Origin of the sequence: Geodermatophilus marinus, from assembly GCF_003428645.1 — a bacterium.
GTDB lineage: Bacteria > Actinomycetota > Actinomycetes > Mycobacteriales > Geodermatophilaceae > Geodermatophilus.
On record NZ_QVQH01000028.1, the window covers coordinates 24,804 to 48,636 of the forward strand.

Here is a 23,833-nt window from a genome sequence, read left to right on the forward strand (position 1 = left end):
GGCCCCGTCCAGAGGCTCACCGCGAGCTCGCGAGCGGTGAGGAGGACGGGGTCCTTCTAGTGCTCGAGGTCGGTCGCGACGGCCCGCAGCACCGAGGCGACCTTGCGGGCCACCGCCTTGTCGGGGTGCCGGCCACGACGCAGGCCGTTCGAGACGTCGTCCAGGAGCTTGATGAGGTCCTCGATGATCGGGACCAGCTCGTCGGGCTTCTTGCGGGTCCGCTCGGCGTGCGCGGCCGTGACCGACGGCAGGGGGTCCAGGACGCGGACCTGCAGCGCCTGGTCACCGCGGCGCCCCGCGACGATGCCGAACTCCACGCGCTGCCCGGGCTTGAGCTCCGTGGTGCCGGCCGGCAGGGCGTCCTTGTGCACGAAGACGTCGGGGCCGTCCTCGCGCGAGAGGAAGCCGAACCCCTTGTCCGGGTTGAACCACTTGACTCTGCCGGTGGGCACGATGTTCCCTCGGTCGCTCTTCCAGGTGGGCCCGGCGCCAGCCGGGGGACGGTCGCGGCACACCCGCCGCCGAGCGCCAGGTTAGTCGCCCGCGGGGTCCCCGGACGGCGGGATGCCCGCCGGCCGCTCCACCACCCCCAGCCGGTGCAGCAGCTCGAGGAAGACGACGGCGAAGTCGTTGGCCGCGACCTCGCGGGCGACCTGCTCCCAGTCGACCTGCTCGCGCAGCGCCCGGGCGACGGGCAGCAGCCGCGCGAGGTCGCAGTAGTGCTCGTCGAGGGTCATCAGCTTGGTGACCAGGATGTCGGTGGCCTCGAGGACGGGCATGTGCACCGACAGCACCGGCATCACCTCGGCCCGGTCGATGAGCTCCTGCTCCACCGGGTGACCGCAGGTGCGCCACAGGACGTCGACGAACGACCCGCCCTGCACCACCTTGGTCAGCCAGTCCTCGGGCGGGTCCGTGACCTGCAGGCCGGCGTCGGCGAGCACCTTCGCCGTCCGCTCGGCCTCCGCGGCGGGGACGAGGAAGTCAGCGTCGTGGTCGGGCTCCGGGGCGCCGCGCACCCAGGCCGCGTAGCCGCCGCACAGGGCGAAGGGCACGTCGGCCTGCTTCAGCGCCACGGCGGTGCGCTTGAGGAGGTCGCGGATCTCGTCCCGGTCCGAGGGCTGCACGGTGCGTGCCGGTACCCCCGCCCGGGCACTGCAACCTCGTGCGCATCGCGACCTTCAACATCCTCCACGGCCGTTCCCCCGACGACGACCGCGTGGACGTGGAGCGCCTGGCCGACGCGGTGAAGCGCCTCGACGCCGACGTCCTGGGGCTGCAGGAGGTGGACCGGGACCAGCCGCGGTCGATGAACGCCGACCTGACCGCGGTGGCCGCCGAGGCGATGGGCGCCGTCGACTCCCAGTTCGTCGCCGCCCTCGCCGGCACCCCGGGGGGCACCTGGATGGCGGCGACCGGGGAGGAGCAGCCGGGCTCGGCCAGCTACGGCATCGCGCTGCTCTCCCGCTACCCGGCGGTCTCCTGGCGGGTGGTGCGGCTGCCGGCGCTGCGCACCCGGGTGCCGGTGTGGTTCCGCGGCGCCCCGCGGCCCAAGCTGGTCGGCGACGAGCCGCGGGTGGCGGTCGCCGCCGTCCTCGACGGGCCGGCCGGGCAGTTCACCGTGGCCAACACCCACCTGTCGTTCGTGCCGGGCTGGGGGGCGCTGCAGCTCTCCAAGCTGGTGCGCTCCCTCACCGGGACCCGCGAGCCGCTGGTGCTCATGGGGGACCTCAACATGGGGTCCGGCCAGGCGTGGCGCGTGAGCGGGATGCGGTCGCTGGCCAGCACGCCGACCTTCCCGCTGGACGCGCCGACCCAGCAGCTCGACCACGTGCTGGCCCGGGGCCCGCTGGTCGCGAGCGGGCCGGCCGAGGCCGTGCGGCTGCCGCTCTCCGACCACCGGGCCCTCGTCGTCCCCTGCGCCCCGAGCGGCGTGGATCCGTCGGCGTGACGCCGACGGATCCACGCCACCTCAGGCGTTCTTGACCGAGGCCGCCGACTGCAGGCCCAGCTCCTCGACCGAGACCTGGCGCATCTCCACCTTGCGGATCTTGCCGGTGACGGTCATCGGGAAGGACTCGACGACCTTCACGTACCGCGGGATCTTGTAGTGGGCCAGCTTGCCGGTGCAGTACTCCCGCAGGCTCTCGGGGGTCATCGGCTCGGCGCCCTCGCGCAGCCGCACCCAGGCCATGAGCTCCTCGCCGTACCGCTCGTCGGGGACCCCGATCACCTGGGCGTCGACGACGTCCGGGTGGGTGTACAGGAACTCCTCGATCTCGCGCGGGTACACGTTCTCGCCGCCGCGGATCACCATGTCCTTGATCCGGCCGACGATGTTGAGGTACCCCTCGGTGTCCATGACGGCGAGGTCGCCGGTGTGCATCCAGCGGGCCCGGTCGATCACCTCGGCCGTCTTCTCCGGCTCGTCCCAGTAGCCGAGCATCACCGAGTAGCCGCGGGTGCAGAACTCCCCGGGGGTGCCGCGCGGCACGGTCAGCCCGGTGTCGGGGTCGACGACCTTGACCTCCAGGTGCGGGTGCACCCGGCCGACGGTCGAGGTCCGCCGGTCGAGGTCGTCGTCGGCACCGGTCTGCGTGGAGACCGGCGAGGTCTCGGTCATCCCGTAGCAGATCGTCACCTCGGTCATGCCCATCTCGGTGACGACCCGCTTCATGACCTCGACCGGGCACGGCGAGCCCGCCATGATCCCGGTGCGCAGGCTGGACAGGTCGTAGGAGCCGAAGTCGGGCAGCGCCAGCTCGGCGATGAACATCGTCGGGACGCCGTACAGCGAGGTGCACCGCTCGTCCTGGACGGCCTTCAGCGTCAGCGCCGGGTCGAAGCCGGGCGCCGGGATGACCATCGTCGCCCCGTGGGAGGTGGCCGCCAGGTTGCCCATCCCCATGCCGAAGCAGTGGTAGTAGGGCACCGGGATGCAGATCCGGTCCTCCTCGGTGTAGCCGCAGCCCTCCCCCACGAAGAACCCGTTGTTGAGCAGGTTGTGGTGGGTGAGCGTGGCGCCCTTGGGGAAGCCCGTCGTCCCGGACGTGTACTGGATGTTGATCGGGTCGTCGGCCGACAGCTCGGCCTCGCGCCGCACCAGCAGCTCGCGGTCGCCGCCCCGGCCGGTGGCCACCAGCCGCTCCCACTCCGGGGAGCCGAGGAAGAGCACCTCGCGCAGCTCCGGGCACTCACCGCGGACCTCGCCCACCATCGCGCGGTAGTCGCTGGTCTTGAACTCAGGAGCGCTGACCAGAACCGAGATGCCGGCCTGCTTCAGGACGTAGGCCAGCTCGTGGGTGCGGTAGGCCGGGTTGATGTTGACCAGGATCGCGCCGAGCTTGGCGGTGGCGAACTGCACGAACGCCCACTCCGCGCAGTTGGGCGCCCAGATGCCCACCCGGTCGCCCTTCGCGACGCCGAGCGCGTCGAGCCCGAGGGCGACGGCGTCGACCTCGGCGACGAACTGCGGGTAGGTGAACCGGCGGCCGGTGGCGCACTCGACCAGCGCCTCCCGGTCGCCCACCCGCGCCGCCGTCCGGTCGAGGTTGGCCCCGATGGTGTCGCCGAGCAGCGGGACGGTCGAGGTCCCGCTGCTGTAGGACGGCAGCGCGGGCGCGGTCACCGCCGGACCGTCCGGTTGTCGCCCGCCCGGTTGGGGCGGTCGGTGGGGTGGGCGTAGCGGAGGGCCTCGGGCGGGAGCGGGAAGCCGTGGTCCTCGCCGAACGGCGACAGCGGACCGGCCGCCTCGGCCGTGAGCTCGGTCACCGGGGCGCCGCCGTCGTCGGACTGGCCCCAGGTGGGCTCCACCAGGTGCGCGTGCTTCGTCTTCCGCTTGGCCATCTCGCCTCGTCGCCTCCGTCGTGCCGGGACCGCCGTGATCGGCGCTGGTCTGCCATCTTCTCCGACGGGGTACCCCCGATGCACCTACTACCCGCCCCGGCGTCCCCCGACCGCGCGGGCCCCGTACACGGTCGGCTCCTCCTCGGAGGCCAGGACCCACTCGCGGCGCCCCACCGGCGCGGCCCGCACCACCGCGCCGTCGAGCCGCTGGACGGCCCGCGTCCGCCAGACCGAGGTGCTCTCCAGCCGCAGCCGGACCGGCTCGGCGAGCGGGTCGGCGTCGTCGAAGCCGGCCGGCTCGAAGGCGATCACGGCCGGGCCGGCGATCCGCAGCACCCCGGTCTGCCAGGGCACGGCCGCCAGGCCGCGCCGCCACCGCTGGTGGCGCACCAGCGCCCCCGTGCCGGCCAGCGCGGCGGCGGCGCCCGCGCCCACGAGGGCGATGACCAGCAGGCCCACCGCCGGCAGCCGCCGGCCGGAGTCCTGGGCGATCTCCACGGCCACCACCCCGAGCAGGAACCCGAGGACGACGCCGATCAGGCCGCCGGCCAGCCAGCGCAGCGCGCCCGCCCGGTAACCGTCGAGCGCGGTGCGGGTCGTCGGGTCGTCGGCGGCCGGGTGCACGGCCCCATGCTGACGCACCCCGCGGCCGGGACGTCGGCCCAGGCGGCGGGCGTAACGTGGAGCGGATGCCTGCCGACAGTCCGGTCACGCTCTCCGCGTGGCTGCGCACCCGCAGCGACGAGCAGCTCGGCGCGCTCCTGGCGGCGCGGCCCGACGTCGCCCGCCCCGCGCCCTCCGACGTCGTCGCCCTGGCCAGCCGCCTGGCCGTGCCGGTCTCGGTCGACCGCGCGCTCGACGAGCTGGACGCCGGGACGCTGCAGGTCCTCGACGCCGTCCTGCTCGCCGACACCGACGGCGTCGACCCGGCCGACCTGGTGGGTGCGCTGCCGGAGCTGCCCGACGCGGTGCGCGAGGCCGCGGTCGAGCGGCTGACCACCCGTGCCCTGCTGTGGGGGGACGACCGGCTGCGCGCCCCGGAGCCGGTGCGCCGGGCGGTCCGCCACCCGGCCGGGCTGGGACGGCGGGCCGCGGAGCTGCGCCTGTCGCTGCCCGCCGACCTCGCCGCGGCGGTCGGCGAGCTGCCGGCCGACGAGCGCGACGTGCTGCAGCGGCTGGCCGGCGACCGCCCCGTCGGGCACCTGCCCGAGACCCCCAACGGCAGCCCCAGCCCGGCCCGGCGCCTCCTGCAGCGCGGCCTGCTGGCCCGCGTCGACGCCCTCACCGTCGAACTGCCCCGCGAGGTCGGCCTGCTGCTGCGCGGGGACCGCCCCCACGGCCCGCCGCGGCTGCAGCCGGAGCCGGCGGTGGTCAGCCGCGACCCGGCCGTCCTCGACCGGCAGGCCGCCGGGGCCGCCCTGGAGTCGGTGGGCCGGGTCGGCGAGCTGCTGGGGCTGCTCGAGGACGAGCCGGCCGGGCTGCTGCGCAGCGGCGGGATCGGCGTCCGCGACCAGAAGCGGCTGGCCCGCGCCCTGCACGTGACCGAACCGGAGGCCGCCTGGCTGCTGGAGCTGGCCTCGGTCGCCGGGCTGCTCGACGTCGGCGGCCCGCACCGCGACGAGTGGCTGCCCACCCGGGCCTTCGACCTGTGGCGCGAGCAGGACCTCCCCGACCGCTGGGCGACCCTGGCCGCCGGGTGGCTGGACGCCGTCCGGTTGCCCTCGCTGGCCGGCCAGCGGGACGTGAGCGGCAAGGCGGTCAACGCGCTGTCCCCCGACCTCGTGCGGCACACCGCCCCCGCCGTCCGCCGGGCGGCGCTGGACGCCCTGGCCGGGTACCCGCCCGGGTCGGGGCCGGCACCGGACGACCTGGTGGAGTTGCTGCGCTGGCGCAGCCCGCGGCGGGCCGACCGGCTGGCCCCCGTGCCCGACGTGCTGGCCGAGGCCGCGCGGCTGGGCGTCGTCGTCGGCGGGGTGCTGTCCACGGCCGGGCGCGGCCTGCTGGCCGGCGGTCCGGACGGTGCCGCCGACGGCATGCGCGGGCTGCTGCCCGAGCCGGTCGACCACGTGCTCGCCCAGCCCGACCTCTCGCTGGTCGCGCCCGGGCCGCTGGTCGCCGAGCTGGCCGACACCCTCGCCGTCGTGGCCGACGTCGAGTCCTCGGGCGGCGCCACGGTCTACCGGGTGTCCGACGGCAGCGTGCGGCGCGCGCTGGACGCCGGGTGGTCGGCCACCGACCTGCACGAGTTCCTCGCCCGGGCCTCCCGCACCCCGGTGCCGCAGGCCCTGGACTACCTGGTGGACGACGTCGCCCGCCAGCACGGCCGGCTGCGGGTGGGCGCGATCGAGAGCTACGTGCGCTCCGACGACCACGGGCTGCTGTCCCAGGTGCTCGGCGACCGCCGCACCGCGGCCGCCGAGCTGCGCCGGCTGGCGCCCGGGGTGCTGGTCAGCGGCCTGGGCGCCGACGAGGTGCTCACCGTGCTGCGCGAGGCCGGGTACGCCCCGGCCGGTGAGTCCCCGGGCGGCGCCGTCCTGACCCGGCCGCCGGCCCGGCCGCGCGCCGCGGGCCGCCGGCCGGGCGCCCCCGGCCCGGTGGCCCCGCGGCCGCTGACCCCCGACGAGCTGGCCGCGACGGTGCGCGAGGTCCGCGCCGGGGACGCCGCGCTCTCGGCCCGCCGCACCGAGCCGGTGCGGCAGGTGCCCGGCGTGACCACCGCCGGCACGCTCGAGCTGCTCTCCCGCGCGGTGCGCGAGGGGACCCCGGTGTGGCTGGGCTACGTCGACGCCCAGGGCAGCGGCAGCCAGCGCGTGGTCCGCCCGGTGTCCCTGGCCGGTGGTTTCCTGCAGGGGTACGACGACCGGCGCGGCGAGGCGCGCACCTTCGCCGTGCACCGCATCACCTCGGTGGCGCTGGTGGAGGAGGAAGCCCCCGCCGCCGAGGACCGTTGGACCCCGTGATGCCCGCCCCAGTCGAGAGGCGCCCCACCCCGTGAACGACGGCCCCCTGATCGTCCAGTCGGACAAGACCCTGCTGCTCGAGGTCGACCACCCGGCCGCGCGCGACTGCCGGGCGGCGATCGCCCCGTTCGCCGAGCTCGAGCGCTCCCCCGAGCACGTGCACACCTACCGGGTCACGCCGCTGGCGCTGTGGAACGCCCGCGCCGCCGGGCACGACGCCGAGCAGGTCGTCGACGCGCTGGTGCGCTTCTCGCGCTACCCCGTGCCGCACGCGCTCCTGGTCGACGTCGCCGACACCATGGACCGCTTCGGCCGGCTGACCCTGGCCAACAACCCGGTGCACGGGCTGGTGCTCACCACCTCCGACCGGGCGGTGCTCGAGGAGGTCGTCCGCTCGAAGCGGGTGGCGCCGATGCTGGGCCAGCGCATCGACGACGACACCGTCGTCGTCCACCCCTCCGAGCGCGGCCGGCTCAAGCAGGCGCTGCTGAAGATCGGCTGGCCGGCCGAGGACCTCGCCGGCTACGTCGACGGGCAGGCGCACCCGATCGAGCTGGCCGAGGAGGGCTGGTCGCTGCGCGACTACCAGCGCGAGGCGGTCGACGGCTTCTGGTCGGGCGGCTCGGGCGTCGTCGTCCTGCCGTGCGGGGCGGGGAAGACCCTGGTCGGCGCCGCGGCCATGGCCGAGGCCCGGGCGACCACGCTGATCCTGGTCACCAACACGGTGGCCGGCCGGCAGTGGAAGCGCGAGCTGATCGCCCGCACCTCGCTGACCGAGGAGGAGATCGGCGAGTACTCCGGCGAGCGCAAGGAGATCCGGCCGGTCACCATCGCCACCTACCAGGTGATCACCACCCGGCGGAAGGGCGAGTACCGGCACCTGGACCTCTTCGACGCCCAGGACTGGGGCCTGATCGTCTACGACGAGGTGCACCTGCTGCCCGCCCCGATCTTCCGGCTCACCGCCGACCTGCAGTCCCGCCGCCGGCTGGGGCTGACCGCCACGCTGGTGCGCGAGGACGGCCGGGAGGACGACGTGTTCTCCCTCATCGGGCCCAAGCGCTACGACGCCCCGTGGCGGGACATCGAGTCGCAGGGCTACATCGCGCCGGCCGAGTGCATCGAGGTGCGGGTGTCCCTCGACGACGAGGAGCGGATGACCTACGCGGTCGCCGAGCCCGAGGAGCGGTACCGGATCGCCGCGACGGCGTCCTCGAAGCTGCCGGTGATCCGGCGGGTGCTCGAGCGGCACCCCGGCGAGCAGAAGCTGGTCATCGGCGCCTACCTCGACCAGCTCGAGGAGCTCGGGACGGCCCTCGACGCCCCGGTGATCCAGGGCTCGACCACCAACCGCGAGCGGGAGAAGCTCTTCGACGCCTTCCGCGCCGGCGACATCCGCACGCTCGTGGTGTCCAAGGTCGCCAACTTCTCCATCGACCTGCCCGAGGCCGCCGTCGCCGTCCAGGTGTCGGGGACCTTCGGCTCCCGGCAGGAGGAGGCCCAGCGGCTGGGCCGGGTGCTGCGGCCCAAGGCCGACGGCCGGCAGGCGCACTTCTACACCGTGGTCAGCCGCGACACCCTGGACGCCGAGTACGCCGCGCACCGGCAGCGCTTCCTCGCCGAGCAGGGCTACGCCTACACGATCGTCGACGCCGACGACCTGGCCGGCCCCGGTGAGGTCAACGGCCCCGACCGGGTGGACGAGCCCGCCGACTGATCGGGCGGAGTCCGGTGTGCGAGCTTTTCCCGCACACCGGACTCCGCGTCAGCTCAGCGCCGCGGCCAGCCGCGCCATGCCCTCGGCGAGCCGCGCGGGCCCGTAGGCGGTGAACGACAGGCGCAGCGTGGCGCGGTCCGGCCGCCCGGCGAAGAACGCCGCGCCCGGCACGAAGGCCACGTCGTGCCGCAGCGCGGCCGGCAGCAGCTCCGCGGTGTCGACGTCGCCGGGCAGTCGGACCCACACGAACATCCCGCCGTCCGGCTCGGTCCAGGTGCTGCCCGCCGGGAGGGCGGCCGGCAGCGCCTCGACCATGGCGTCCCGCCGCTCCCGGTAGGCCGAGCACAGCCGCAGCACGTGCGACTCGACGTCGGCCGCGGCGAACCAGGCCGCCGCGGCCGCCTGGTCGACCGTGGAGGTGTGCAGGTCGGCGGCCTGCTTGGCCAGCGTCAGCGCCGGCAGCAGGGACGACGGGGCCCGCAGCCAGCCCAGCCGCAACCCGGGCGCGGCCACCTTCGAGAAGCTGCCCAGGTAGACGACGTGGTCGTCGGCGCCGGGGTGCGCGGCCAGCGCCGGCACGGGGGCGCCGCGGTAGCGCAGATCGGCGTAGGGGTCGTCCTCGACCAGCCAGACCCCGTGCCGGGCGGTCAGCTCGACGACCTCCGCCCGCCGGTGCGACGGCATGGTGCGCCCGGTCGGGTTGGCGAAGGTCGGCACCAGGTAGACCAGCGCGGGCCGCTCCCGGCGCAGCGCGTCGGCCAGCGCGTCGGGGTCCATGCCGTGCTCGTCGGTGGGCACGGGCACGACGCGGGCGCCGGCGAGCTGGAAGCACTGCAGCGCGGCGAGGTAGGTCGGGTCCTCGACCAGCACGGTGGCCCCGGGGTCCAGCAGCGCCGTGGCGACCAGCGAGAGCCCCTGCTGCGACCCGGAGGTCACCAGCAGGTCGCCGCCGCTGGTCAGCAGGCCGCGGGCGGTGAGCCGGGCGGCGACGCGGGCACGCAGCTCGCGGTCGCCCTCGCTGGGGGCGTACTGCAACGCGCGGCGGGCGTGCGGGCCCCACAGCACGCGGTCGTAGGCGGCGCGCACGCCGTCGAGGTCGAACAGCTCCGGCGCGGGCAGGCCGCCGGCGAAGGAGATGACCTCGGGCCGGTCGAGGAGGGCGAGCAGCTCGCGCACCGGCGAGCCGGCCACCCCGGCCAGGCGCTCGGCGACGGCGGGGACGGGCGTGCTGAGGAGTGCGGACGACACGGGTGCTCCAGGACGGACGTACCAGGGGGGTGGGGGACGGCGCTGGAGTGCGGGGGGTGTCCCGCTGCCGTCCGCGCCGGTCGGGCTTCCTGGTCGAGGAGCCGTCGCCAAGAATACGTGGCCCCCGTGCGGCCCGTGCGGCGCACCCGTGGGGACGGCGTGGCCCGCGGGGCGCGGCCGGCCCACCGGGGCACGAGAGGAGCGCCACAACCAGGCCCGGCCCGCGGCATCGGCGCAGGTCAGGGCGGCGCAACCGGCGTCCATACGTCGTCCCGGGCGGGGCGCGCGGGAGGTGCCCGGTTGGGCGTGTCCCGGATCCCCCGACCACAATGGCGCCCGACATGGCGAGTGCAGCACGAGCGGTGGCCGCGAGCCCGCAGACGACGAGCCGGCCGCTCCGGGCCTGGCAGCAGGCCGCCCTGGAGAAGTACGAGCAGGCCTCCCCCAAGGACTTCCTGGTCACCGCGACCCCGGGCGCGGGCAAGACGACGTTCGCCCTGACCCTGGCCTCCCGGCTGCTGCAGCGTCGCGAGGTCGCCCGCGTGGTCGTGGTCTGCCCGACCGACCACCTGCGGCTGCAGTGGGCCGAGGCCGCGGACCGGCTGGGCATCGTCCTCGACCCGAACCTGACCAACGCCGTCGGGCCGGTCCGGGCCGGGACGCAGGGGTACGTGACCACGTACGCGCAGGTCGCGGGCAAGCCGATGCTGCACGCCGCGCGCTCCACCGCGGTGAAGACGCTCGTCGTCCTCGACGAGGTGCACCACGCCGGTGACGGCCTCTCCTGGGGCGAGGCGATCGAGGAGGCCTACGGCTTCGCCGCCCGCCGGCTGTGCCTGACCGGGACGCCGTTCCGCACCAAGCCCGACGAGCGCATCCCGTTCGTGCGCTACGAGGAGGACGGCTTCGAGGGGGACCTCGGCGGCGAGGTCGGCCTGGTCAGCCGCGCCGACTACACCTACGGCTACAAGGAGGCCCTGGCCGACAACGTCGTCCGCCCGGTCGTCTTCGCCGCCTACACCGGGACCTCCCGGTGGCGGAACTCCGCCGGCGAGGTGGTCGCGGCCTCCCTCTCGGAGGCCGGCACCCGGTCGGTGGAGATGCAGGCCTGGCGGACGGCGCTGGACCCCAAGGGCCAGTGGGTGCCGCACGTCATCGCCGCGATGGACGACCGCATCACCCACCTGCGCGAGAACGGCATGCCCGACGCCGCCGGGCTGGTGCTGGCCAGCGACCAGGACGACGCCCGCGACTACGCGAAGATCGTCCGCCGGGTGACGGGCAAGGCCCCGGAGCTGATCCTCTCCGACGACCCGAAGGCGTCGAAGAAGATCGAGCGGTTCGCCACCGGGTCGGCGCGGATCGCGGTCTGCGTGCGGATGATCTCCGAGGGCGTCGACGTCCCCCGGGCCGCCGTCCTCGCCTGGATGACCTCGTACCGGACGCCGCTGTTCTTCGCGCAGGCCGTCGGCCGCGTCGTCCGCGCGCGGGCGGCGCACGAGTCGGCGACGGTGTTCCTGCCCGCCGTGCGGCCGCTGCTGTCCCTCGCCGCGTCGATGGAGGAGCAGCGCAACCACGTCATGCCCCCGCCGAAGACCGTGCAGGGCGACGAGCTCGACCTCGAGCCGCTGCCGCCCAAGGAGCGGGAGGTCGACGGGGTCAAGCAGTTCGAGGCGCTGGAGGCCGACGCCCGCTTCGCGCACGTGCTCCACGGGGGGACCGCGCACACCGGGGCGGGCTCGGGGGCCGTCGTGGTGGCCGCCGAGGACGAGGACTTCCTCGGCATCCCCGGCCTGCTGACCGCCGAGCAGACCGCCGAGCTGCTGGCCAAGCGGGACGACGAGCTGCGGCTGCGCATCGCCCAGCGGCAGCACGAGGACACCGGCGAGCTGCCGATCGTCGAGGACCACCCCGACGAGGACGACGCCGGCCGCTCGTGGCGGGACGCCGCCGAGCTGCGCCGCGAGATCAACCGGCTGGTGTCCCGGGTGTCGGCGAAGACCTCGACGCCGCACGCGGTGGTGCACACCGAGCTGCGCAAGTCGGTGCCCGGCCCGCCCTCGGCGTCGGCGTCGGTCGACGTGCTGCGGGCCCGCCGGGAACGCCTCCGCACGATGCTCTGACCGTGCGACCCGTGGCCGAGGCGCCACCCTGGGCACAGGCGGCGCCCCCCAGGCACAGGCGGCGCCCCGCAGGCACAGGCGGCGCCCTCAGGCACAGGAGGCACTACCCACGTCCAGGGGCTGCTGACGGGGGAACAGCTTCCTGTGCCTCGTGTGGGCGAGGCCGCAGCCCGCGACGGGTGAACCGGAGCGGCCCGAGCCCGGGGCCGTCGTGGGTCGCCCGGGTTCAGCCGCGGGCGGCCGGCAGCAGGCCGCGCGCGGCGGCGACCGCGACGGCCTCGGTGCGGCTGCCGGCGCCGAGCTTGGCCAGGATGTTGCTCACGTGCACGCTGGCGGTCTTCTCGCTGATGTAGAGCTCGGCGCCGATCTGGCGGTTGGTGCGGCCCCGGGCCAGCAGCCCGAGCACCTCCGACTCGCGGGGGGTGAACACCGCGTCCGGCGCCACCACCCGTCCCGCCGCCTCCAGGGGCAGCCGCGCCCGCCGCGCCAGGGCGACCACCGCCTCGCGCAGCGGGACGGCGCCCAGCCGGCCGGCCACGGCCACCGCCGCCCGCAGCTCCCCGGCCGCCGCGGCGCGGTCGTCCCCGGCCAGCAGGGCCTCGGCCAGCCGCCACCGCGACCGCGCCTGCTCGTAGACGTGCCCGTAGCCGAACGCGTCGACCGCAGCCCGCCACAGCCCGACGTCCGCGCGGCCCGCCACCCGCGCGCGCTCGGCCTCCACCCGGGCCTGCCAGGCGGCGGCCTCGACCCCGAACGGGCCGAAGGCGCGCAGGTGGTCGCGGATCGCGTCGCGGGCCGTCGCGGCCAGCTCCTCCCCCTCCGCCAGCCGCCCGGCGAGCGCCGCGTCGTCGCCCCGCAGCCGGGCCTCGGCGGCCGCGTCGCCGACCGCGGCGAGGGCCGTGGCGGTCAGCCGGACGACGGCCAGCCGGTCGTCGCCCCACAGCGCCTGCACGTGCCGGACGGCGGTGCGGACGGCGGCCACCGCGGCGTCGGCGTCCCCGGCCCAGGCCGCGGCGTCGGCCTCGGCGCCGGCCGTGGCGATCCGCAGCAGGACGTGCGCCTCCATCCGGTCGGCCAGACCCCGCGCCCGGGCCAGCCGCTCGCCCACCGCGGCGTCCCCGCGGCCGACCAGCACCAGCAGGCCGGCGGCGCGCACGTGCCCCGCCATCGCGGGCACCCGCGCCAGCCCCTCCGCCAGGACCAGGCTGCCGTCCCAGTCGCCCGCCACGTACCGCGTGGCCACCCCCAGGTGCCGCAGCTCCGTGGCGTAGAACGACCACTCGACGCCGAGCTCGGCGGCCCGGGCCAGGCCGGTGTCGACCCAGCGGCGGGCCGTGTCGACGTCACCGGTGTCGTAGGGCACGACCGCGAGGTTGAACAGCACCCGCATCTCGACGTCGGTGTCGCCGGACCGGCGCGCCCGGGCCAGCGCCTCCTCCAGCCGCGCGGTCACCACCGGCAGGTCCTCCACCCCGCCGACCCGCGCCAGCGACACCGCGGTGTCGGCCCAGGCGCTGTCGAGCCCGAGGGCGTCGGCGGCGGCGAGCGCCTCGGCGGCCGCCGCGTCGCCCTCCTCGCGGCGGCCCACGTCGTAGCTGGTGCGGGCGTGCGTGGCGGCGGCCCACGTGCGCACCGCCGAGGGCGGGTCGGCCGGCACCAGCGCCATCGCCGCGGCGCTCTCCCGCTGCGCGGCGGCCTGGTCCTCGACCCGCGCCAGCGTCTGCGCCAGCCGGTAGTGCAGCCGGGCCCGCAGCACCGGGTCGCCCGCGGTGCCCAGCAGCTCCAGCGCCGCTCGCATGAGCGCCACCGCGCGGTGCGGCTCCCCCGCCGTCCGCGCCGCCGCGGCCGTGTCCAGCAGCAGCTCGGCGTGGCCGCGGCCGGCCCGCTCGGCGGCGTCGGGAACCGCACCCCACAGCTCCAGCGCCGCCTCCAGGTGCTGCAGCTGCTCGGCCGGGGCCCCCACCTCGCACGCCTCGGTCGCGGCCTCCAGCGACGCGGAGAACGCCCCGGGCAGGTCGTGGCTGCCGCGCGCGTGGTGCGCCCGCTCCGCCGCGGTGCCCGCCGCCGGGCTCCCGGCCAGCCACCCGGCGATGGCCGCGTGCAACCGCACCCGCTCGCCGGGCAGCAGGTCGGCCAGCACCGCCTCGCGCAGCAGCGCGTGCCGGAAGCGGTAGCGGCCGTCGGGCGAGACGACCAGGAGGTGCCGGTGCACGGCCTCGACGAGCGCGGCGTCGAGCTCCGCGGCGTCGGGGCCGGCGACGGCGGCGAGCAGGTCGTGCCGGACCTGCCGCCCGGCGACGGCGGCCACCCGCAGCACCCGCTGCGCGGCCTCGCCGAGCTGCTCGACCCGGGTGAGGAGCAGGTCGGTGAGCGCCAGCGGCAGCTCCTGCCCGGCCAGGCCGGCGGCCAGGAGCTCCTCGGCGTAGAAGGCGTTGCCCTCGGCGCGGGCGACGACGTCCTCCACGGTGGTGTCGGCGACCCCCGCGGCCAGCCCGCGGACCAGCTCGCCCACGGCGGCGTCCGGCAGCGGCCCCAGCTCCACCCGCTCCACCCCGGGCACCCGGACCAGCTCGGCGAGCAGCGGGCGCAGCGGGTGGCGGCGGTGCAGGTCGTCGGAGCGGTAGGAGACCACCAGGGCCACGGGTGCGTCGCCCAGCCGCGCGAGCAGGTACCGCAGCAGGTCGCGGCTGGACCGGTCGGCCCAGTGCACGTCCTCGAGGACGGCGAGCACGGGCGCCTCCGCGGCCAGCCCGGTCAGCAGCCCCGCGACCGACTCGAACAGCTGCAGCCGGCCGTCGTCCAGGCGCGCGCGGGCGCCCGGGTGCCGGAGCGGACCGCCGAGGTCGGCGGCCTCCCCCGCCGGCGCGCCGTCGCCGCCGGGGACCGGCCCGGCGAGCAGGCCGGCGGGCAGCGCGCGAGCCGCGCCGTCGGCAGGGTCCCCGGTGACCGGCCGCAGCAGGTCGACGAAGGGCAGGTACGGCAGGCCGACGTCCCCGAGGTCGACACAGTGCCCGGTGAGCACCCGCACCCCGCGGGCGGTCGCGCGCGCGGCCAACTCGTCGAGGAGCCGGGTCTTGCCCACCCCGGCGTCCCCCGCCAGCAGGACCGCCGCCCCGCGCCCCTGGCCGGCCCGGTCGACGGCGGCCAGCAGCCGGGCCAGCTCCTCGTCGCGGCCCACCAACGGGCGGTCGTCCCACTGCGGCACGCCCGGGATGGTGGCACGGGCCCCCGACGGGACGGCGCCGGGCCGCTCCCACCAGAGCACCGCCCCGGGCCGGCGCGGCGGGCGGAGGAGGGTGACCCCGCTCAGCGCGGGCGCCGCGTCCGCCGGAGGGGCCAGGGGCGCCCGCCCCGGGTGCCCCGGCCGATCCGCTGCAGCACCTCGCGCCGGTAGGCCAGCTCGGCCTCCAGGCCGGGGTTCGGGTAGGTCGCCATGACCGCTTCCTCTCGTCGTCGTGGACGAGGTCGACGGTCGTGCTGAGGCCCGGCCGCGGGCATCGGGAGGTCGGGCAGTCCGGGGTGCGGCGTCCGGGTCACCGTCTGAGGTCCCCGCTGAGGGGCCACACGATGGGGTGAGCGCGGCCGGTGCGGTGCAGTGCCCGGCCGCGGGCGGGGAACCGCACGGCCGCGGCGCCCGCCGCCGCCGCCCGGCGTGCGCCGGCACGGCGACCCGCGAGGAAGGAGCCCGCGATGCGGCTCGGTACGGCCATCGTCCTGCTGGCGCTCGGTGCGGTCCTGACCTTCGCCCTGCGCGTCGACGTCTCCGGCGTGGACCTGCAGGTCGTCGGGTGGATCCTCATGGCGGCCGGCGCGCTGGGCATCGTCCTGGAGCTGGCCGTGTGGGCACCCCGGCGGCGGGAGGTGCGCACCACCACGCACGCCGACCCGGCGGGCCGGCGGCGGACCACCACCGACGAGGCGTACTGACCACGCGCGAGAGCCCCCGACCGCGGTGGTCGGGAGCTCTCGCACGGGTGGGTCCGGACCGGGCTCTGGTCGCCTCGCGGCGAGTGGCACGACGCGGCTCCGGACCCCCGACCGAGGTCGGAGCGGTATTCCGCGAAGGCGGTATCCAATTGGCACCCGGGGACACAGATGGCCCGGCCCGGACGCCTCCCAGGCTACCCCCGCCCGCCGCCGGCCACACGGGCCGGCGGGGACCCGGCCGCTCGCGACCGCGTGCCAGACTCCGCGGCGTGGCGCACCTGAGCGACGTGGAGGCCCGGGTCCTCGACGCCGTCGACGATCGGTGGGCCGTCGGTCTGCTGCGGGAGCTGGTCGCCGTCCCCTCGGTCGGGGGCACGGCCGCCGAGAGCGAGGTCCAGCACCGGGTCGGCGACGTCCTGGGGACGCTGGGCTGCGCGGTGGACCGCTGGCCGATCGACCTGGCCGAGGCCGCCGCCGCCCCCGACGCCCCCGGCCAGGAGGTGCAGCGCACGGAGGCGTGGGGCTGCGTCGGCACGAGCGCGGCGGCCGAGGGCGGCGTCCCGGCGCTCGTCCTCTCCGGGCACACCGACGTCGTCCCCGCCGGCGACCGCGACCGCTGGCCCGGGGACCCCTTCGACCCGCGGGTCGAGGGCGGCGCGGTGCACGGCCGGGGCGCGTGCGACATGAAGGCCGGCCTGGTCGCCGCCCTGGCCGCGCTCGCCGCGGTGCGGACGGCGGGGGTGCGCCTGGCCCGGCCGCTGGCCGTGCACGCCGTCGTCGGCGAGGAGGACGGCGGCCTCGGCGCGTGGGCCACGCTCCGGCGCGGGCACGCGGGCGACCTGTGCGTCATCCCGGAGCCGACCGCCGGGGCGGTGGTCACCGCCAACGCCGGGGCGCTGACCTTCCGGCTGGAGGTGACCGGCCACGCCGCGCACGCCGCCCACCGCGACCGGGGGGTGAGCGCGGTGGAGCTGTTCGCCGTCGTGCACGCCGGGCTGCGGGAGTTCGAGGCCGAGCGGCAGGCCGGCGCCGACCCGCGCTTCGGCGCCGCCCGCTACCCGTACGGGATCAGCATCGGCCGGGTGCGGGCCGGCGACTGGGCCAGCTCCGTGCCCGACCTGCTGGTGGCCGACGGCCGCTACGGCGTCCGCATCGGCGAGCCCGTGGAGGGGGCGCGGGCGGCCCTCGAGGAGCGGCTGGCCGCGATCTGCGCCGCCGACCCCTGGCTGGCCGACCACCCGGTGCGAGTGACCTGGACCGGCGGCGCGTTCGCCAGCGGCACCCTGCCCGCGGGACACCCGCTGCTGCCCGCCGTCCGCGGCGCGGTCACCGACGCCGGGGGGACGCCGCCGCCCGAGCGGGCCATCCCCGCCGGCAGCGACCTGCGCCTGTACGCCGCGGCGGGGATCCCGACGCTGCACTACGGCCCGGGCGACCTGCACCTGGCGCACGGCCCGCTGGAGCGGGTGCCGGTCGACGAGCTGGTCACCGCCGCCCGCGCCCTCGCCCTGCTCACCCTGCGCACCTGCGGGGTGGCATGACCCTCGTCGGCTTCGAGGCCTGGGCCGCGCTCGCCGGCGACTCCGCCACCTCGCGGACCGAGTGGGCGGCGGTGGTGGCCGCCTGGTCGCAGCCGCACCGCCGCTACCATGACCTCACCCACCTGGCCGCCGTCCTCGGCCTGGTCGGCGAGCTCGGCGCAGCCGCCGCCGACCCCGCCGCCGTCCGGCTGGCCGCCTGGTACCACGACGTGGTCTACGACCCGCGTCGCGGCGACAACGAGCAGGTCAGCGCGCAGCGGGCCCGGGCCGGGCTGCGCGGGCTGGTGCCCGAGGCGCGGGTCGAGGAGGTCGTGCGGCTGGTGCTGCTGACCGCCGGCCACGACCCGGAGCCCGGCGACGCGAACGGCGCGGTGCTCTGCGACGCCGACCTCGCCGTCCTGGCCGGGCCGCCGGAGGCCTACGCCGGCTACGCGTCGGCCGTGCGCGAGGAGTACGGGCACCTGACCGACGAGGAGTTCACCGCCGGGCGGATCGCCGTCCTCGAGCACCTGCTGGCGCTGCCCGCGCTCTACCGGCTGCCCGCCGTCGCGGCGGCCTGGACCCCGCGGGCCCGGGCCAACCTCAGCGCGGAACTGGCGCTGCTGCGCTCGCGCGCGGCTTCCGGCGCCTGAGCCCGGCCGCCTGCAGCCGGGCCAGCAGCACGCGGCAGGTCACCGCCTCGGCGCCCGCGGCCACGGCCACCTCGAACAGCTCGGCCGGGACGTCGTAGTGGTCGCCCTGGAACGCCCGCCGCGGGATGCCCAGCTCGGCGGCGACGAAGGCGTGCAGCTCCTCGTAGGACGCGTCGCTGACCAGGTGGGACCACAACCGGCCGCGCCAGGGCCACACGGGGGTGTCGATGAGCAGGGCCACGTCGGCAGTCTCCCCGCCGGCGGCTAGCGTCGCCCGGGTGAACCGTGAGATCCGCTGGGGCGTCGTCGGGCCGGGCCGCATCGCCGAGAACCTGATGGCCGACTTCGCGCACGTCCCCGGGGCCCGGCCGGTCGCGGTCGCCTCCCGCTCGGCCGACCGGGCGGCCGCCTTCGCCGCCCGGCACGGGCTCGAGCGGGCCCACGGCTCCTACCGGGACATCCTCGCCGACCCGGACGTCGACGTCCTCTACGTCGCCACCCCGCACCCGCAGCACCACGCCATCGCGCTGGCCGCCCTCGACGCCGGGAAGGCGCTGCTGGTGGAGAAGGCGTTCACCGCGACCACCGCGGGGGCCGTCGAGGTCGTCGAGCGGGCGCGGGAGCGGCGGCTGTTCGTCATGGAGGCGATGTGGACCCGCTTCCAGCCCGCCGTCGTGGCCCTGCGCGAGCGGGTGGCCGACGGCGCGATCGGGGAGGTCCGCTCGGTGCAGGCCGACCTCGGGGTGTCGCGGACCTACGACCCCGCCGACCGGCTGTTCGCCCTCGGGCTCGGCGGCGGCGCGCTGCTCGACCTCGGCGTCTACGTCGTCTCGTTCGCCCAGATGCTGCTCGGCGCCCCGGACACGGTGACCACCGCCGGCTCGCTGTTCCCCACGGGCGCCGACGCGGAGGCGGCCGTCCTGCTGGGCTGGGCGGACGGGCGGTCGGCGACGCTCACCACCTCGCTGCGCTACCCGACCCCCGGGCAGGCGCGGGTGTTCGGCACCGGGGGCTGGATCGACGTCCTCCCCCGCTTCCACCACCCCGAGACCATCGTGCTGCACCGCACCGGCGCCGACCCCGAGACGATCACCAGGCCGCAGACCGGCACCGGCTACGCGCACGAGCTCGCCGAGGTGACCGCCTGCCTGCAGGCCGGGCGCACCGAGAGCGCGGTCATGCCGCTGGCCGACACCCTCGCCGTCCAGGCGGTGCTCGGCCAGGCCGCCGACCGGCTGGGGATCCGGCACGCCGAGGACCCGGACGGCCTCGGCTGAGCTACCCGCCGGTCGCCTGCGCGAGCGTGGGCACGCGGGTCACCGGGCGGCCGGTGCCCCGGACCGCCTCGGCGAGGACGACGGCGTCGACCACCGCCGCCCCGCCCGGGTCGTTGTTCAGGTAGACCAGCACGTGCTCGTCGGGGCCGTAGGCCCCGGCCAGCCGCTCGGCCCAGCGGTGCAACACCGCCGGCGGGTACCCCCAGCGCTCCGCCCCGGTGTGCAGCCGCAGGTACCCCCACCCGGCGGTCCGCCACAGCGGCGTCACCGGCTGCTCGGCTCGGTCGGCCCAGCACAGCGCGGCGCCGTGCCGCTCGAGCAGGTCGCGGACCTCGTCGGTCCACCAGGTCTCGTGCCGGGGCTCGACGGCCACACGGAGCCCGGGCGGGAACTGCTGCAGGCAGTCGCGCAGCAGCCCGGCGTCGGCCCGCAGCGTCGGCGGCAGCTGCAGCAGGACGGCGGCCAGCCGGTCGCCCAGCCCGGCGGCGCGCTCCACCAGCCGGGCCACCGGCTCGGCCGGGTCACGCAGCCGCCGGACGTGCGTGAGGAACCGGCTGGCCTTGACCGCCCACCGGTAGTCCGGGGGCGTGCGCGCCCGCCAGCGCTCGAAGGTGGCCCGCTCCGGGAGGCGGTAGAAGGCCGCGTTGCTCTCCACCGTGGCGAAGTGCGCCGCGTGGTGCTCGAGCTCCAGCCGCTGCGGCAGGCCGGGCGGGTAGAAGCGGCCGCGCCAGTCCCGGTACTGCCAGCCCGACGTCCCCACCACCACCGCCATGCCGTGCCGCTACCCGCGCACCGCGCGGTGCAGCCCCCGGGCCGACGCCCGCATGCCCCGGCCCCCCCATTGGGGGGACGGCGGTCCCCCTCCGCTCGGCTGCCCCGCGGCGGTCCCCCGGCGCGACCGTGTCCGGCACCAGTCCGGCCCACCGAGGGACGTGGGCCGGCGCGACCGCGGAGATGACCATGACGAGCACACGACCGACCGGCTCGGGCGGTCGCGGGGGCGGGACGGGACCCACCGACCCCTCCGCGTCGCGACCGTCGCGCCGTACCCGACGCATCCTCGCCGGGGGCCTGGCGGCCGCCACCGCGACCGGGGCGCTGGTGACCCTCACCGGCATCGCCCAGGCCGGGAACCCCCCGCTGGGGCCCGGCAACATCGAGATCTTCCCGAAGCGCGACATGGTGGCCCTGGAGGGCTACGCCGACCAGGCGGGCGAGACGGCCACCGTGACGGTCAGCCGCAACGGCCAGCAGGTCGGCATCGGCGAGGGCGTCATCGACGCGACCGGCTTCCTGGAGTTCAACCACCCCGGCGGCTCCTGCTGGACCGGTGTCACGCCCAACATCCAGGGCGGGGACCTCGTCGAGGTCCGCTTCAGCGAGACCGCCTTCACCGACGGCGCCTACGTCAGCTCCGCGGCGATCACCGAGGTCACCCACAGCGACTTCGCGGCGACCGACGTCGAGGGCGACGTCGAGGGCACGGTCACCATCAGCGGCACCTACGGTGACGACTTCGGCACCCGGTTCAGCCTCGACCGGTTCGTCGTCGAGGTGGTCAACCCCGAGATGCGCCGGCCCGACCCCTCCACGCCGCCCACCCTGATCGGTGAGCGCGCGATCGGCTGGACGCCGGTCGTGGATCCGGCCGAGCCGAACGGCGGCCCGGGCTACGAGGTCACCGGCACGGCCGAGAACGGCGAGTTCTCCGTCACCTTCAGCATGTACTCGGCCGCGGACGCCGAGCGCGTGCTCGACGGGGAGCACGTCGTCACCTCGTGGATGGCCGACGCCGGCGAGCTGGCCCTCGGCAACTCGCTCTACGAGTTCGGGGAGGCCGACGGCCCCGGCTTCGGTGGCTGCCCGGCCGGCCCGGCGTCCCAGGCCCCGGTGCCCCCCACCAGCGTGGCCGCGGTCCGCAGCGGTACCGACATCACGCTGACCTGGAGCACCCCGGCGCAGCCGGCCGACGCCAACCCGATCGCCCAGTACCGGGTGGCCGCGGTCGACACCGTCACCGGCCAGGAGATCGCGGTCCGGCAGCCGGCCAACCCCGGCGAGAACTCCGCCATCATCCACGGGCTGGTGGCCGACCAGGCCTACCCGCTGATCCTCGAGGCCACCAACGGCCAGTGGAGCCCGGTCGTGCAGCTCGGCACGCTCGGCGCCGACGGCACCCTGACGCCCTGGGTCGACCCGACCAACCCCGACACCGGGGGCGGCACCGGCGGTGGGGGCACGACCGACCCGGGTGACGGCACCACCGACCCGGGCACGGAGGAGCCGGTCGCCGTCGCGCCGTCGGCCTTCTCGATGACCCGCGTCCTCGCCGGCCACGAGTCGGTCACCGTCGAGTGGACGGCGGCGCAGCCGGGCAGCGCCACCAGCCCGGTCACCGGCTACGAGATCGTCGCCACGGGCCCCGCGCCCGCGGACGGCACGGCGGCCCCGACCGTCACCGCGCAGGTCGCGGCGACGGCCACCTCCGGCACGGTCCCCGGCCTGACCAACGGCACCGGCTACACCGTCGCGGTGTTCGCCCTCGCCGGCGAGCTGCGCACCGGCGGCACCGCGGCGAACGGGGTCAGCGCGGAGGTCACGCCCAACGACGTGGTCACGATCACGCGGGCCCAGTACCGCGCCGACAAGCGCGAGTACCGGATCCAGGGCACCGCGGCCGACACGACCGGTAACCGGGTGCACCTGCGGGTGGGCACCGTCCCCGGTTCGGGCTCGGTCATCCAGCTCAACGTCCCGGTCAACGCCGACGGCACCTGGTCGGTCGACCTCCGGAACGGGCCGGTCCTGCCCTCCGACAACCGGTTCACCGTCGTCTCCGACTCGGGCGCCGGCCTGGTCGCGGCGATGACCCGGTCGCGCTGACCCCCCGCAGCGCGGACGGCGGTGGGTGACCACCGCGACCCGAGGGCCCGTCACCGGTCGGTGGCGGGCCCTCGGCACGTCCGCGCGCCGGGCGGCGAGTGACCGGCGGCCGGCCGGGGCACCGGGGACGGTGACCGCAGCCCGACCGCCGAGGGAGCGCCGTGACCGACCTGCCCGCCACCGCCTTCGTCCTGTTCGGCGCCACCGGGGACCTCTCCCGGCGCATGGTGCTCCCGGCCTTCTTCGACCTCGCCGGCCAGGGCCTGCTGCCCGCGGACTGGCGGTTGATCGGCAGCGGACGGGGCGAGCGGTCGGACGAGGAGTTCACCGACCTCGCCCGCGCCGCGCTGGAGGAGTTCGGGCCGCTGGGGGACGGCGACGGGGACGCCGAGCGCCTCTGGGCGGACTTCGCCGGCCGGTTGCGCTTCGCCGGCGGCGGGTTCTCCGCGGAGGACCCCGGCACCCTGCGCGACGTCCTGGAGGGGGTCCGCGGCGACCTCGGCGGGGACGTGCAGCTGGTCCACTACCTCGCCGTCCCCCCCGAGGCCTTCGACGACATCACCCGCGGCCTGCAGCGGCACGGCCTCGCCGAGGGGGCGCGGGTCGTCTACGAGAAGCCCTACGGGACCTCGCCGGAGACCTTCCGGGAGCTCGACGACCTGGTCCTCTCCGTGCTCGACGAGGAGCAGGTCTTCCGGATCGACCACTTCCTCGGCAAGGAGGGCACCCAGGACCTGCACGTGCTGCGGTTCGCCAACGGCATGTTCGAGCACCTGTGGAGCCGCGAGCACGTCGCGCAGGTGCAGATCGACGTGCCCGAGGAGCTCGACGTCGCCCAGCGGGCGGCGTTCTACGACGCCACCGGCGCCGGCCTCGACATGCTGGTCACCCACCTGTTCCAGCTGGCCGCCGAGGTGGCGATGGAGCCCCCGGCCAGCTTCGCCCCCGACGACCTGCGGCGGGCGCGCGAGGCCGTGCTGTCCTGCTTCCGGCCGCTCGACACCGGCGAGGTGGTGCTCGGCCAGTTCGACGGCTACACCGGCATCGACGGCGTGGCCGACGACTCACGGACCGACACCTACGTCGCCGCCCGGCTCTGGGTGGACACCGACCGGTGGCGGGACGTGCCGTTCGTGCTGCGCACCGGGAAGCGCATGGCCGCGAGCGAGCAGCGGGTCAGCCTGCTGATGCGCGTCCCGGAGGGGCCGGTCACCGACCCGCCCGGCCACGGCAACGTGCTGTCGCTGTCGCTGTCCGGCTCCGGGGCGGTGGACCTGGCGCTGGTGGCCAAGCAGCCCGGCCCGGACCTCGCGCTGGCCCGGGCGACCGCGACGCTGGAGTTGGCCGACGTCCCGGGCGGGACGCCGCTGCCGCCCTACGCCTCGCTGCTGCACGACGTCCTGGTCGGCGACCGGTCGCTGTTCACCAGCGGCGACGGGCTCGCGCAGGCCTGGCGGGCGTTCGCCCCGCTGCAGGAGGACCCGCCCGCGGTGCACGGCTACGCCCCCGGCTCCTGGGGACCGGCCGAGGCCGAGGCGCTGGCCGAGCCCTGCGGGTGGCTGCTCGGCGACGGGCGGGGCTGACCTCCGCGGCGGCCGCGGCCCGACGGTCGGCCCCGTCATGGGTACAGGAGGCTTTCCCCCCGTCCTGGCGCTCAGCACGGGGGAAAGCCTCCTGTA

General features: G+C 76.7%; 20 protein-coding genes. 10 read left to right on the top strand and 10 right to left on the bottom strand.

Annotated elements, in window-relative coordinates:
• Positions 1 to 56 precede the first annotated feature (56 nt).
• Positions 57 to 452 (bottom strand): cold-shock protein, encoded by a 396-nt coding sequence (locus D0Z06_RS27290; RefSeq protein ID WP_117379569.1) that lies wholly within the window; start codon positions 450 to 452, stop codon positions 57 to 59.
• An 81-nt stretch (positions 453 to 533) separates the two neighbouring features.
• On the bottom strand, positions 534 to 1,127 hold the full coding sequence (locus D0Z06_RS21420; RefSeq protein ID WP_117379570.1) for a nucleotidyltransferase family protein: 594 nt from the start codon (positions 1,125 to 1,127) through the stop codon (positions 534 to 536).
• Between the two features lie 5 nt (positions 1,128 to 1,132).
• Between D0Z06_RS21420 and D0Z06_RS21425 the strand changes: the two genes are divergently transcribed.
• A complete protein-coding gene (locus tag D0Z06_RS21425; protein WP_233517876.1) occupies positions 1,133 to 1,951 on the top strand; it encodes an endonuclease/exonuclease/phosphatase family protein in 819 nt (272 codons plus the stop codon).
• Between the two features lie 21 nt (positions 1,952 to 1,972).
• Here D0Z06_RS21425 and D0Z06_RS21430 read toward each other — a convergent pair whose 3' ends face one another.
• From D0Z06_RS21430 to D0Z06_RS21440, 3 genes are all read right to left on the bottom strand, one after another.
• Positions 1,973 to 3,628: an AMP-binding protein gene (locus D0Z06_RS21430; protein WP_117379572.1), complete on the bottom strand. Its 1,656-nt coding sequence runs from the start codon at positions 3,626 to 3,628 to the stop codon at positions 1,973 to 1,975.
• Positions 3,625 to 3,846 (bottom strand): hypothetical protein, encoded by a 222-nt coding sequence (locus D0Z06_RS21435; protein ID WP_117379573.1) that lies wholly within the window; start codon positions 3,844 to 3,846, stop codon positions 3,625 to 3,627. The genes D0Z06_RS21430 and D0Z06_RS21435 overlap by 4 nt, the downstream gene beginning before the upstream one ends.
• A gap of 87 nt (positions 3,847 to 3,933) precedes the next feature.
• Entirely contained in the window at positions 3,934 to 4,470 is a 537-nt protein-coding gene (locus D0Z06_RS21440) for a hypothetical protein (RefSeq protein WP_117379574.1), read from the bottom strand.
• Positions 4,471 to 4,535: 65 nt separating this feature from the next.
• On the opposite strand from D0Z06_RS21440, the gene D0Z06_RS21445 reads away from it, so the two are divergent.
• Both D0Z06_RS21445 and D0Z06_RS21450 read left to right on the top strand, forming a co-directional pair.
• On the top strand, positions 4,536 to 6,806 hold the full coding sequence (locus tag D0Z06_RS21445; RefSeq protein ID WP_117379575.1) for a helicase C-terminal domain-containing protein: 2,271 nt from the start codon (positions 4,536 to 4,538) through the stop codon (positions 6,804 to 6,806).
• A 31-nt stretch (positions 6,807 to 6,837) separates the two neighbouring features.
• The gene (locus D0Z06_RS21450; RefSeq protein WP_117379576.1) at positions 6,838 to 8,523 is read left to right on the top strand and encodes a DNA repair helicase XPB; all 1,686 of its coding nucleotides are present in this window, start codon (positions 6,838 to 6,840) and stop codon (positions 8,521 to 8,523) included.
• 48 nt (positions 8,524 to 8,571) lie between these two features.
• Here D0Z06_RS21450 and D0Z06_RS21455 read toward each other — a convergent pair whose 3' ends face one another.
• On the bottom strand, positions 8,572 to 9,771 hold the full coding sequence (locus D0Z06_RS21455; RefSeq protein WP_199522464.1) for an aminotransferase-like domain-containing protein: 1,200 nt from the start codon (positions 9,769 to 9,771) through the stop codon (positions 8,572 to 8,574).
• A 341-nt stretch (positions 9,772 to 10,112) separates the two neighbouring features.
• On the opposite strand from D0Z06_RS21455, the gene D0Z06_RS21460 reads away from it, so the two are divergent.
• A complete protein-coding gene (locus D0Z06_RS21460; RefSeq protein WP_117379604.1) occupies positions 10,113 to 11,894 on the top strand; it encodes a DEAD/DEAH box helicase in 1,782 nt (593 codons plus the stop codon).
• Positions 11,895 to 12,120: 226 nt separating this feature from the next.
• Here D0Z06_RS21460 and D0Z06_RS21465 read toward each other — a convergent pair whose 3' ends face one another.
• Positions 12,121 to 15,099, bottom strand: coding sequence for a helix-turn-helix transcriptional regulator (locus D0Z06_RS21465; RefSeq protein WP_117379605.1), 2,979 nt, complete (start codon positions 15,097 to 15,099; stop codon positions 12,121 to 12,123).
• A gap of 101 nt (positions 15,100 to 15,200) precedes the next feature.
• Positions 15,201 to 15,329 (bottom strand): hypothetical protein, encoded by a 129-nt coding sequence (locus tag D0Z06_RS26795; RefSeq protein ID WP_255419369.1) that lies wholly within the window; start codon positions 15,327 to 15,329, stop codon positions 15,201 to 15,203.
• 255 nt (positions 15,330 to 15,584) lie between these two features.
• Here D0Z06_RS26795 and D0Z06_RS21470 point away from each other — a divergent pair, with 255 nt between their 5' ends.
• The 3 genes from D0Z06_RS21470 (at position 15,585) to D0Z06_RS21480 (ending at position 17,994) form a co-directional block, all read left to right on the top strand.
• Positions 15,585 to 15,821, top strand: coding sequence for a DUF6458 family protein (locus tag D0Z06_RS21470; protein ID WP_117379578.1), 237 nt, complete (start codon positions 15,585 to 15,587; stop codon positions 15,819 to 15,821).
• A gap of 269 nt (positions 15,822 to 16,090) precedes the next feature.
• Positions 16,091 to 17,362, top strand: coding sequence for an ArgE/DapE family deacylase (locus D0Z06_RS21475; RefSeq protein WP_117379579.1), 1,272 nt, complete (start codon positions 16,091 to 16,093; stop codon positions 17,360 to 17,362).
• Positions 17,359 to 17,994: an HD domain-containing protein gene (locus D0Z06_RS21480; protein WP_117379580.1), complete on the top strand. Its 636-nt coding sequence runs from the start codon at positions 17,359 to 17,361 to the stop codon at positions 17,992 to 17,994. The genes D0Z06_RS21475 and D0Z06_RS21480 overlap by 4 nt, the downstream gene beginning before the upstream one ends.
• Here D0Z06_RS21480 and D0Z06_RS21485 read toward each other — a convergent pair.
• Positions 17,945 to 18,235, bottom strand: a complete 291-nt coding sequence (locus D0Z06_RS21485; RefSeq protein ID WP_117379581.1) for a DUF4031 domain-containing protein — start codon at positions 18,233 to 18,235, stop codon at positions 17,945 to 17,947. The two genes, D0Z06_RS21480 and D0Z06_RS21485, sit on opposite strands and share 50 nt — an antisense overlap.
• 37 nt (positions 18,236 to 18,272) lie before the next feature.
• Here D0Z06_RS21485 and D0Z06_RS21490 point away from each other — a divergent pair, with 37 nt between their 5' ends.
• Positions 18,273 to 19,271, top strand: coding sequence for a Gfo/Idh/MocA family protein (locus D0Z06_RS21490; protein WP_117379582.1), 999 nt, complete (start codon positions 18,273 to 18,275; stop codon positions 19,269 to 19,271).
• A 1-nt stretch (position 19,272) separates the two neighbouring features.
• Here the strand turns inward: D0Z06_RS21490 and D0Z06_RS21495 are convergent, their stop codons facing one another.
• Entirely contained in the window at positions 19,273 to 20,043 is a 771-nt protein-coding gene (locus D0Z06_RS21495) for a DUF72 domain-containing protein (protein ID WP_117379583.1), read from the bottom strand.
• Positions 20,044 to 20,231: 188 nt separating this feature from the next.
• Between D0Z06_RS21495 and D0Z06_RS21500 the strand changes: the two genes are divergently transcribed.
• A complete protein-coding gene (locus D0Z06_RS21500) occupies positions 20,232 to 22,154 on the top strand; it encodes a fibronectin type III domain-containing protein (RefSeq protein WP_147332102.1) in 1,923 nt (640 codons plus the stop codon).
• 161 nt (positions 22,155 to 22,315) lie between these two features.
• A complete protein-coding gene (locus D0Z06_RS21505) occupies positions 22,316 to 23,737 on the top strand; it encodes a glucose-6-phosphate dehydrogenase (protein WP_117379585.1) in 1,422 nt (473 codons plus the stop codon).
• Positions 23,738 to 23,833 lie beyond the last annotated feature (96 nt).